General features: G+C 65.7%; 9 protein-coding genes and 2 riboswitches. Of the genes, 2 read left to right on the top strand and 7 right to left on the bottom strand.

All coding sequences use genetic code 11. The annotated features are described in order from the left end of the window. From ACR65J_RS20745 to ACR65J_RS20730, 4 genes are all read right to left on the bottom strand, one after another. On the bottom strand, positions 1 to 488 hold a 488-nt coding region (locus tag ACR65J_RS20745), incomplete at its 3' end, for a serine dehydratase beta chain (RefSeq protein ID WP_440172654.1). 552 nt (positions 489 to 1,040) lie between these two features. After that, a complete protein-coding gene (gene gcvT, locus ACR65J_RS20740) occupies positions 1,041 to 2,189 on the bottom strand; it encodes a glycine cleavage system aminomethyltransferase GcvT (protein WP_440172652.1) in 1,149 nt (382 codons plus the stop codon). Between the two features lie 11 nt (positions 2,190 to 2,200). Further along, the gene (gcvP, locus tag ACR65J_RS20735; protein WP_440172650.1) at positions 2,201 to 5,050 is read right to left on the bottom strand and encodes an aminomethyl-transferring glycine dehydrogenase; all 2,850 of its coding nucleotides are present in this window, start codon (positions 5,048 to 5,050) and stop codon (positions 2,201 to 2,203) included. 53 nt (positions 5,051 to 5,103) lie between these two features. Continuing rightward, positions 5,104 to 5,210, bottom strand: a riboswitch (glycine riboswitch). A 30-nt stretch (positions 5,211 to 5,240) separates the two neighbouring features. Beyond that, positions 5,241 to 5,338: riboswitch (glycine riboswitch) on the bottom strand. Between the two features lie 93 nt (positions 5,339 to 5,431). After that, the gene (locus ACR65J_RS20730) at positions 5,432 to 5,968 is read right to left on the bottom strand and encodes a TetR/AcrR family transcriptional regulator (RefSeq protein WP_440172648.1); all 537 of its coding nucleotides are present in this window, start codon (positions 5,966 to 5,968) and stop codon (positions 5,432 to 5,434) included. 83 nt (positions 5,969 to 6,051) lie between these two features. On the opposite strand from ACR65J_RS20730, the gene ACR65J_RS20725 reads away from it, so the two are divergent. Continuing rightward, a complete protein-coding gene (locus tag ACR65J_RS20725) occupies positions 6,052 to 7,608 on the top strand; it encodes an MFS transporter (protein ID WP_440172646.1) in 1,557 nt (518 codons plus the stop codon). An 87-nt stretch (positions 7,609 to 7,695) separates the two neighbouring features. Here the strand turns inward: ACR65J_RS20725 and ACR65J_RS20720 are convergent, their stop codons facing one another. After that, on the bottom strand, positions 7,696 to 8,175 hold the full coding sequence (locus tag ACR65J_RS20720; RefSeq protein WP_440172644.1) for a Dps family protein: 480 nt from the start codon (positions 8,173 to 8,175) through the stop codon (positions 7,696 to 7,698). A 221-nt stretch (positions 8,176 to 8,396) separates the two neighbouring features. On the opposite strand from ACR65J_RS20720, the gene ACR65J_RS20715 reads away from it, so the two are divergent. Further along, positions 8,397 to 9,953 carry an APC family permease gene (locus ACR65J_RS20715; RefSeq protein WP_440172642.1) on the top strand — a complete coding sequence of 519 codons (1,557 nt, stop codon included), beginning with the start codon at positions 8,397 to 8,399 and terminating at the stop codon, positions 9,951 to 9,953. Between the two features lie 70 nt (positions 9,954 to 10,023). Here the strand turns inward: ACR65J_RS20715 and ACR65J_RS20710 are convergent, their stop codons facing one another. Together ACR65J_RS20710 and ACR65J_RS20705 are read right to left on the bottom strand one after the other, a co-directional pair. Next, the gene (locus ACR65J_RS20710; protein ID WP_440172640.1) at positions 10,024 to 10,575 is read right to left on the bottom strand and encodes an AMIN-like domain-containing (lipo)protein; all 552 of its coding nucleotides are present in this window, start codon (positions 10,573 to 10,575) and stop codon (positions 10,024 to 10,026) included. A gap of 171 nt (positions 10,576 to 10,746) precedes the next feature. Beyond that, entirely contained in the window at positions 10,747 to 11,049 is a 303-nt protein-coding gene (locus ACR65J_RS20705; RefSeq protein WP_311263761.1) for a DUF4193 domain-containing protein, read from the bottom strand. Positions 11,050 to 11,108: the final 59 nt, after the last annotated feature.

Genomic DNA, 11,108 nt, shown 5'->3' with positions numbered 1-11,108 from the left:
TGCTGCGCCGCGTCCTCCTCCCCCTCACGGACAATGAACCCGCCACCGACCGAGAAGAACGTCGCCGCATGCACCACGGAACCCTCAGCATCGGTAACGGTGAACGTCATCCCGTTCGTGTGCCGCGGCAACACCGTCAACGGCCGCAGCACCATGTCGCCCACCCCGTACGGCAGCGGCACCGCACCGGCCAGGTTCAGGATCCCCGTCTCCGCGATCGAAGCCAGCCGCTCCTCCACCTCCTCAGGCAGGATCAACTCCGGATGGAACCCCTCCAACCCCAGGAGAATGGCGGTCATCGTCCCGTGCCCGTGCCCCGTCGCCGCCAACGACCCATACAAATCCACCCGCAACCCCGCCACGTCCGCGAGCTTCCCCGAGGCCTTCAACTCCTCAGCGAACACAGCAGCAGCCCGCATCGGCCCCACAGTATGCGAAGACGAAGGGCCAATACCGATCGAAAACAGATCAAAAACGCCAACAGCCATGCGATTGGTTCCTAACTAAAACAGTGTGGTCGGGTCACTCTGGGTGGTTGGGGTGGAGCGGGCAGGACATCCTCTGCGTGCTCGGTCGCGAAGACGCCCGCTAAGCGGACGTGACGCTCCCTTAGACGCACGCTGCCGGATGCCCCGCCCACTCCCGAGGCACACGGCACCAAAGCGACCCGGCAGGCAGGCAACGAGCAGGCTGACAACGATCGTGAGTGCCGGGGAAAGAAAACACACACGTAGTCCGCGCCCTCCCGTTTCCTCTAAGCCGGCCCGTGGCCTGCGACTGACGCGACAGGCGTGCAGGCGCAGCCAGGACACGGGTTGCCCGGACAGGAAAACACACATGGTCCGCCTCCACCCGCTTCCTCTAGGCCCTGCTGTCTTCCCCGCACCACCGCGACTTTCGCACGAGGGGCCGGCGGAGCCGGACTTTTCGAAAGCGTGCGTCAAAGCGAGGAACGAGCAGCACGCGTGAAAATGTCCGGTCCGGCGGTCCCGAAGGCGACCACCATCCGCGGGTACCGAAGGTGACCACGGCGAGGCACATTACTGGGCGCGGCGGTAAAACGGGAGGTCGACGACTTCGAAGGGCTCTGCCTTGCCGCGGAGATCGATATCCAGGGCAGTGCCGGGTGCGGAATACTCGACGTCGACGTAGGCCATGGCGATCGGGTACCCCAGGGTGGGCGATGGCTGGCCGGAGGTGACTTCGCCGACGGTCACGCCGTCCTTGAGCACGGGGTAGTGCGCGCGGCCTGCGCGGCGGCCCTTGCCTTTGAGCCCCACGAGGCGGCGGCCGGAGGTGCTGCCGGCGCCCGCTTCCTTTTTGGCTGCCAGGGCGGCCTTGCCAACAAAGTCGCCTTCCTTGAAGAGCGCGACGACGGGGCCCAGGCCTGCAGCGAACGGGTCGCCCTGCAGCGACAGTTCGTTGCCGTACAGCGGCATTCCCGCTTCCAGGCGAAGGGAGTCGCGGGAGGCCAGGCCGGCGGGGGTCAGTTCCCCTTCGTCGGCAATGGCGACCAGTGCCTGCCAGAGTGCGGGGGCGTCTGCGTTGTCCACGAAGATCTCGAACCCGTCCTCACCGGTATACCCGGTGCGTGCGAGCAGGAGTTCCTTGCCGGCGCCGCCCACCAGAAACGGAACCTCCACGGCGGCGTAGTACTTCAGCTCCGTCACCAGGGAGTGCTGTGCGGCCGGGACCAGGCGCAACAGGAGTTCCTGGGCACTGGGGCCCTGCACTGCCACCAGCGAGGTACCGGCAGAGGCGTCCTCCACCAGCACGTCAAACCCAGCGACCCGTTCCTGCAGGGCTGCCGCCACCACCGCGGCGTTGCCTGCATTGGGCACCACCAGGAAGACGTCCGTGCCGTCTTCAGCGGCGGGACGGCGGTAGGTGATGAGGTCGTCGATGATCCCGCCGTCCTCGTTGCAGATCAGCGAGTACTTGGCCTTGCCGACCGCCAGGGCGGAGATCTTCCCCACCAGGGCGAAGTCGAGGAAGGCCGCAGCGTCCGGACCGGTGACCCAGACTTCGCCCATGTGGGAGAGGTCGAACAGGCCTGCGGCCTTTCGAACCGCGTGGTGTTCGGCCAGTTCGGAGCTGTACTTCAATGGCATCTGCCAGCCGCCGAAGCCGGTGAAGGAGGCGCCCAGCTTCTTGTGCTCCTCGTACAGCGCGGTGTATTTCTCGGTCATGGTGGCAGCCCTCAGTTCTCGAACTCTTCGAGCGGCGGGCAGGAGCAGATCAGGTTGCGGTCGCCTGCGGCGCCGTCGATCCGTCCCACCGGCGGGAAGTACTTGTCCTGCTTGTGGTGGGCAGGGAAGGCTGCCTGTTCCCGCGGGTAGGCGCGGTCCCAGTCGGAGCTGACGACGGCGGCTGCCGTGTGGGGTGCGCGGCGCAGGGGTGAGTCCGCCACGGAGAAGTCGCCGTTGGCCACCTGGTCGATTTCCTTGCGGATGGTAATCATGGCCTCGATAAAGCGGTCGATCTCGCCCAGGTCCTCGGACTCCGTGGGTTCCACCATCAAGGTGCCTGCCACCGGGAACGCCAGGGTGGGCGCGTGGAAGCCGAAGTCGATGAGGCGCTTGGCCACATCCTCGGCCGTAACGCCGGTCTTCGCGGTCAACTCGCGCAGGTCCAGAATGCATTCGTGCGCCACGAGGCCGCCTTCGCCGGTGTAGAGGACCGGGAAATACTCGTTCAGGCGGGAGGCAACGTAGTTCGCTGCCAGCAGGGCTGACTTGGTGGCCTCGGTCAGCCCTTCGCCGCCCATCAGCTTCACGTAGGCCCAGGAAATGGGCAGCACGCCTGCAGAGCCGAACCGGGACGCCGCAATCGGCACGTCAGTGGCGCCGGACCCAGGGGTCCAGGTGGTGGCGTCGCCCGGCATGAACGGTGCCAGGTGCGCCTTGGCTGCCACGGGTCCGACGCCGGGCCCGCCGCCGCCGTGCGGGATGCAGAAGGTCTTGTGCAGGTTCAGGTGCGAGACGTCGCCGCCGAACTTACCGGGCTGGGCCAGGCCCACCAGGGCGTTCAGGTTGGCGCCGTCGATGTAGACCTGTCCTCCGGCTGCGTGCACGGCATCGCAGACCTCGCGGACGTCCCCGTCGTACACCCCGTGCGTGGACGGGTACGTGATCATGATGCAGGACAGGACATCCTTGTTGGCTTCGATCTTGGCCGTCAGGTCATCATGGTTGATGGTGCCGTCCGCGGCCGTAGCCACCACGACCACCTTCATGCCCGCCAGGACGGCGGAGGCCGCGTTGGTGCCGTGGGCCGAGGCAGGAATCAGGCAGACGTTGCGCTGCTCTTCCCCGCGGGAGTGGTGGTAGCCGCGGATGGCCAGCAGGCCCGCGAGCTCGCCCTGCGATCCGGCGTTCGGCTGGATGGACACCTGGTCGTAGCCGGTGATCGCGGTCAGGTCCGCCTCCAGATCGGCGATCAGTTCACGCCAGCCTTCGGTCTGGGAGTCCGGCGCGAAGGGGTGGATGGAGGCGAACTCCGGCCAGGAAATGGCCTCCATCTCGGCGGTGGCGTTCAGCTTCATGGTGCACGAGCCCAGCGGGATCATGGTGCGGTCCAGCGCCAGGTCCCGGTCCGACAGCTTCCTGATGTAGCGCAGCAGCTGCGTTTCGGACCGGTGCGTGTTGAACACCGGGTGCTGCAGGTACGCGGAGGAACGTTCGACGGCGGCCTCCAGTCCGAAGCCGTCAGCCGCGGCAACGGAAGCGCCAAAGACGTCCGCGACGTCGGCGACGATGGCCACCGTCGTGGTTTCATCCAGAGAGATGCCAACCGTGTCGGCGTCGACGGAACGCAGGTTGATTCCACGTGCCTCGGCATCGGCGACAAGCGCTGCAGCGCGGCCGGGGACGCGGACGGTCAGCGTGTCGAAGAAGCTCGAGTGCAGCACCTCCACGCCCGCGGCTGCGAGCGAGGTGGCCAGGGTACGCGCGTGGCGGTGCGCCGCCTCGGCAATGGCCTTCAGTCCGTCGGGGCCGTGGTAGACGGCATACATGGAGGAGACGATGGCCAGCAGGGCCTGCGCCGTGCAGATGTTGGACGTGGCCTTCTCGCGGCGGATGTGCTGCTCGCGGGTCTGCAGCGCCAGGCGGTACGCGGGAACCCCTGCATCGTCCTTGGACACGCCCACCAGGCGGCCGGGCAGCGAACGCTCCAGGCCCTTGCGGACGGCCATGTAGGCGGCGTGCGGGCCGCCGAAGAACAACGGCACGCCGAAGCGCTGCGTGGAGCCGACAGCGATGTCGGCGCCCTGCTCGCCCGGAGGGGTGATCAGGGTCAGGGCCAGCAGGTCAGCGGCCACGGTGACCAGTGCACCGCGGTCCTTCGCCGCCGCAACAGTGGCGGACTGGTCCCAGACCCGGCCGGAGGCTCCGGGCTGCTGGAGCACGATGCCATTGATGTCGCCGTCGGGCAGGCCGTTGGACAGGTCGGCGACCTCAACTTCGAAGCCGAGCGCCTCGGCGCGGCCCTTGACGATCGCGATGGTCTGCGGCAGCACGTCGATGTCCAGGACAGTCTTGCCGTCCGCTGCAGGCTTGGTCTTGTTGGAGCGGCGCATCAGCAGCACGGCCTCGGCCACGGCGGTCGCTTCATCCAGCAGCGAGGCGTTGGCGATGGGCAGGCCCACCAGGTCCTGGACCATGGTCTGGAAGTTCAGCAGCGCCTCGAGCCTGCCCTGGGAAATCTCAGGCTGGTACGGAGTGTAGGCGGTGTACCAGGCCGGGGCCTCGAGGATGTTCCGGCGTATCACGGCAGGGGTGATGGTGTCGTAGTAGCCCTGGCCGATCAACTGGACGGCGGTCTTGTTCTTGGCGGCGAGCCTGCGCAGTTCCGCAAGCACTTCAACTTCGCTGAGGGCATCCTGCAGGCGGAGGGCGGTTTCCTGGCGGATGACCTTGGGAACGGCGGTATCAACCAGGGAATCCACCGTGCCGTAGCCAACGGCTTTGAGCATGGTGTCGACGTCGTCCTGGTGGCGTGCGCCGATATGGCGGTCTACGAAGGTGGTGGAGGCTGGGGTAACCGACACGAAGGAACTCCATTTTTTCAGGCGGCGCAGGGTACGCCACAGCTATTCGGGTCCCTCCCCGCTCTGTATTGGACCTGAGAGTTTCCGCGTTGCCTGCCTGGGCAGGACCCGCTTGCACCGTCGGTGAGCACAACAGTCGTTTCGCTCCCGAGGGGAGTCCAGATAACTGCCTGCTGCTTTCCAGAGGCGCCTCGCCGCGGCGGTACAGGGGCCTGCGAGATTCCTGGGGAGGATTTGCTCCTACGGCGCCTGCCTGTACTTCGGGCAGGACTCTCCCGCCGCAGATCAAAGGCTATTCAGTTGTTGGATTATGACGGCCGGTGACAGCCCTCACAACTCTCCATTGTCCTACGCCACAACCCCTCCCGGCAAATGGCGGAACTACCTGCGGAGCCGCTCCAATGCCGCGAGAAGCTCCTCCACATCGGCGGCCGCTCCCCCTGCCGGCGCAGGGCCCACGGACAGCATCGCATTGAAGTACAACCCGTCTCCCATGTACAGGACGGCCTTGGCCAGCCCGGGGCCCACATCCGCTGCGATCTCGTCCAGCCATCGCTGCTGGATGGCCGCGAACCGTTGGCGCGTCTCCTGGTGCGCCACCTCGGCAAGCCGCGTGGCGGCCACGATGGACCGGTCCAGCGGAGTATCCGCCCAGACGGAGGAACGGATGAAATAGGCGGCGGCACCTTCGTTGGCCGAAGCCATGGCATCGGCATCTGCCCTTGCCAGTTCCTCAAGGCGGTCAAGCAGCACGGCGATGAGCGCTTCCTTGCTGGGGAAGTGGTACAGGAGGCCCCCTTTGGACACTCCGGCCTTCTTGGCAACGGCATCCAGGGTTGCCGCCCGCTCCCCCACTTCGATCAACAGGGACTCGAAGGCGTCAAGGACCGCATCACGCGCTACAGGCTTTCGGGGCATAACCCCCATCATGCCCTCCGCCTGGACGGAAAACGGAATAGCCTCGCTTCGAAACTATACCGTCCGGACGGTATAGTTATTTTATGACGATCTCTTTCAGCCCCCCTCAAACCCACGGGGACAGCACGCTTGCACGCCGCCCGTGGCGCGATTGGCTTGCGCTGGGGCTGCTGATGTTTCCCGTGCTGCTGGTGGCGGTGGACAATACGGCCCTGACGTTTGCCCTGCCTGCCATCGCCCGCGCCCTGGAACCGACCGGCCTGCAGCTGCTGTGGATCATTGACGCCTATCCCTTGGTCCTGGCCGGGCTGCTGGTGTCAATGGGAAGCCTCGGCGACCGGATAGGGCGCCGGCGGCTGCTGGTTATCGGCAGCATGGGCTTTGCCGGGCTCTCCGCCGCTACAGCCTTTGCCCCCACCGCGGAGTGGCTGGTCGCCGGGCGCGCCGCGCTGGGATTCTTCGGCGCCATGCTGATGCCGTCCACCTTGTCGCTGATCCGCAACATCTTTCCTGAGCCCAACCGCAGGAGGCTGGCCGTTGCCATCTGGGCCGCAGGCTTTTCCGGCGGCGCCGCCCTGGGGCCAATCCTGGGCGGATGGCTGGTGGAGCACTTCTGGTGGGGCGCCGTCTTCCTGGTGGCCGTGCCGCTCATGCTCCCCCTGCTGGCGCTGGGGCCGGCCCTCATTCCGGAATCCAGGGACCCCGCGCCGGGCAAGGTGGATATCCCAAGCATCCTGCTCTCCATGCTGGTCATGGTGCCCGCGGTCTACGGCATCAAGTCCGTGGCCACCGAAGGTCCGGGCCCTGCCGGGCTGGCCACCATTACTTTCGGACTGGCCATGGGCGTCGTTTTCGTGCGGCGGCAGTACCGGCTGGAGCACCCACTGCTGGACATGTCCTTGTTCCGGAACAGGGTATTCAGCATGGCCATCAGCGCCAATATCCTTGCCCTGTTTTCCTTCAACGGGTTCATACTGTTCCTTGCCCAGCACCTCCAACTCCTCGAAGGAATGACTCCTTCGGCAGCGGGCGTTGCCATGATCCCGGCGCTGGCAGCCACGGTGGCGGCAGGCCTGGTGGCGGTGCCACTGGTTCGTAAGGTCCGCCCCGGATACGTGGTGGCTTTGGGCCTGGCCTTCAGCGCATGCGGCTACAGCATGGTGGCTTTCGGAAACCACGACGGCGGGCCCTCGCTCCTGCTGGCGGCGCTGCTGGTCCTGGCGCTTGGCGTGGGGACGGCGGAAACCATCTCGAACGACCTCATCCTCGGCTCGGCCCCGCCAGCCAAATCAGGAGCTGCGGCGGCGATTTCCGAGACCGGCTACGAAGTTGGCTCGCTGCTGGGGACCGCAGTGCTGGGCTCCATCCTGACGGCGTCCTACCAGCAAAACCTTCGGCTGCCGGCGGGACTGGAGGCCATGCTGCCCGGAGCCTCACTGCACAACGCAGGGGAAACGCTGGCCGGCGCGGTAGAGGCGGCCAATCTGCTGCCGGATTCACTCGCCGCCGCGGTCCGCGCCGCCGCAGCGGCCGCGTTCGATTCCGGCGTGCACATCACTGCCGCGATTGCGCTGGTACTGATGTCGACGGCGGCAGTCCTGGCCGCCGTCGTCCTTCGGAAAGTGCCCAAAGCGACGTAGCAGCACCCAGCCCAGGCCGGTGGGCAGCGTTAAAAAGGCGTCCGGCGCCGGGGCAACCCCGGCGCCGAACGCCCCTCGGGACGTGCGCTACTTGGAATCAGCGGCCGTGACCTTGGCGGTGGGCTTCATGTTTTCCGCCTGCACCATCCAGGCGAACTGCTCCAGCCTGGCGATGAACTCGTGCAGGAGGTCCGCGGAGGTGGGGTCTTCCTCATCCACTTCGTCATGGACTTTCCGCATGGTGCCAACGGCAGCTTCCATGGCGGCAACGATCCGCTCAATGGCATCCCTGGTGCTGATGAGCCCGTCAGGGAACTGGGCCAGGCTGGTGGTTTCGGCAACGGTGGAGCTGCGGCCATCGGGAAGCGCGTGCAGGGCACGCATGCGCTCTGCAGTGTCGTCGGCGAACTGGCGGGCGGCGTCCACGATCTCATCAAGCTGCAGGTGAAGGTCGCGGAAGTTGGTGCCCACGATATTCCAGTGCGCCTGCTTGCCCTGGACATGGAGCTCGATCAGGTCCGCCAGGACAGCCTGCAGGTTGTTGGTCAGCGTCGGTGAAGCTTTCATGCATCCTCCTCAATTGGTCCAGTACGGCAGACGCTACCAGCCGTGGACGGCGTGGCGGCAGGGCCAAAGGCAATTTCTCAGTGAGCTTACTAATTTCGAAAGTGAGTCATAAACGAATGGGATTCATATTGCGTCTTGCATCACAGCGGCGGCACCCGCATACTAAATGAACGCCATTCATATAGTGACCTCCGTCTCACAGCCTTCCAGAAAGTGGTGCCATGACAGAGATAATCCGCACCAGTACGGCCAAACCCGGTCCGGACGCCCACGCGCCGTCCGCGGACGGCGTCAGCGCCAAGGGACTCAAGGGCGGCCAGCTCGGACTCCTGGCCGTCGTCGTCCTGGGCATTTCAACCATCGCCCCTGCCTATACCCTCACCAGCGCACTCGGACCCACCGTCAACGAAGCCGGCCTCCAGCTGCCCGTCATCTTCCTGATCGGGTTCATTCCGATGATCCTGGTCTCGCTCGCCTACCGGGAGCTCAACGCCGACTCCCCGGACAGCGGCACCACCTTCACCTGGGTGACCAAGGCGTTCGGCCCCTGGATCGGCTGGATGGGCGGCTGGGGCCTGCTGGCCGCCAACATCATCGTGCTGTCCAACCTGGCCGGCGTCGCCGTCGACTTCTTCTACCTTTTCCTCTCCCAGCTCACCGGCTCCCCCGAGCTGGCGGAACTGGCGGACAACAAAGCGTTGAACGTCATCACCTGCTTCGTCTTCGTGGCGCTGGCCGTCTGGGTCAGCTACCGCGGCCTGCACACCACCAAGTTGGTGCAGTACAGCCTGGTGGGCTTCCAGCTGCTGGTGCTGGGCCTGTTCGTCGCCATGGCCTTTGCCAACTGGTCGACATCGGAAACAGCCATCCCCTTCAGCTGGGACTGGTTCGACGTCACCAGGATCGAAACGTTCGGGCAGATCGCCGCCGGCATCTCCCTGTCCATCTTCGTGTACTGGGGCTGGGACGTCTGCCTGACGGTCAATGAGGAAACGGCCAACGGCAAGAAGACCGCCGGCGTTGCGGGCACCCTGACCGCCGTCATCGTCCTGGCCATCTACCTGTTGGTCAGCATCGCCACCATGATGTTCGCCGGCGTCGGCGATACCGGCAACGGCCTGAACAACGCCGAAAACCACGAGAACATCTTCACGGCGCTGGCCTCCCCCATCATGGGCCCGTTCGCCATCCTGATGTCCCTCGCCGTGCTCTCCAGCTCTGCCGCCTCCCTGCAGTCCACCTTCATGTCGCCGTCGCGCAGCCTGCTGGCCATGGCCCACTACGGCGCTCTGCCCGAGCCCTTCAGCCGGATCAGCAGGAAGTTTTCGACGCCGGGCTTCGCCACCATCGCCGCCGGCGTCATGTCAGCGGGGTTCTACGCAGTGATGCATGTGGTCAGCGAGAACGTCCTGAACGACACCATCCTGGCCCTGGGCCTGATGATCTGCTTCTACTACGGACTTACCGCGCTGGCCTGCACCTGGTACTTCCGCCACAGCCTGTTCAACAGCGTGCGCCACTTTGTGCTCCGGCTGGTCTGCCCGGTGGTGGGCGGCGTGGGGCTGTTCGTGGTGTTCGTCCAGACCGCCGTGGACAGCCTCGCACCCGAGTTCGGCAGCGGTTCCGAGGTGTTCGGCGTGGGCCTGGTGTTCATCCTTGGCATTGGCATCCTCGCCCTGGGCGCCGTGGTCATGCTGGTCGTGTCCCGCACGCACCCGGGCTTCTTCCGCGGGGAAACCCTCAAGCAGGACACCCCCGCGCTGGTAATTCCGGAATAAGGCCCCAACAGAAAGGTGCCGTGCCCCTGCCAGGGGCACGGCACCTTTGTTGTCGCCGACGACGGATGGCTCACCAGTAGTGCGCCACGTCCACCACCAGGCGGGAGCCGGAGCCCGGACCGTCAAGCGTGAACACCCGGAACGGCAGGCGGCCACGGACGCCCAGGCCAATGGTGGTCTGGCCCTCGAAGCTTCCGGCCCAGACCACCTGGCGGAAGGTCTGGTAACCCGAAACGTTGGAGAGCTCAGCCTTGTCGGCGGGGGTGTAGGTGGACTGCCCGTTATTGTCATAGGCCGGCGCTTTGACGACCACCTGCAGCCGGGCGCCGCCCCGCGTTGGCACGACCGCCCCCGAGCCGTCCTGGATAACCTGCGGGACGTAGCGGACGGTGTAGCCGGGTGCCGGCGAGCCGCCCAGGTCAACCACCAGCCGGTCGAAGCAGTAGTGCTGCCCGGTCCGGACGTCGGTGACGGGCGCGCCGCTCATGGCGCCGTCGGATTTCATCAGCGAACCCCAAGTGAGTCCGCAGTACGACGTGGTTGCCGAGGCGGCCCCCGGAACCACCAAACCCAGGCCTGCGGCGAACAGGACTGCCACAAGCCACATAATGAACTTCTTCATGCCGTGCCATCCAAAATAAGAGCCGTTGGATGCTTCCAGCGTAGGAGCGTTCGCGGGCGGAAACGAGGGTCATTTTGATAACGACGGCGGCGCGGGACAAAGCGGCGGGGGACAAAGCAGCGCCGGCCACCTCGGGGAGATGGCCGGCGCCGGGAAAAGCAGGATGGAAATTTAGCCTTCGCAGTCGCGGCAGTACTTCAGGCCGTCCTTCTCGCGGGCAACCTGCGACCGGTGGCGGACCAGGAAGCACGACGAGCAGGTGAACTCGTCAGACTGCTCGGGGACCACAATGACGGTCAGTTCCTCATTGGAAAGGTCGGCGCCGGGCAGGTCGATACCTTCGGCGGTGTCGTTCTCGTCGACATCGATAACCGCGGTCTGCGCGCTGCCGCTCCGTGATGCCTGGAGGGCCTCGAGAGAGTCGGCCGGCGACTCTTCTTCCTGCTTGCGTGGAGCATCGTAATCGGTAGCCATAGCATGTTCACTTTCGTTGCTGCGCAGCGCCATTTCAGGCACCTCAGTGAAGCAGTTTA

The sequence above is a fragment of the Arthrobacter sp. SAFR-044 genome (assembly GCF_059414985.1).
The sequence above is the reverse complement of the archived record's forward strand: the minus strand, read 5'-3'. Positions and strand labels throughout refer to the sequence as shown.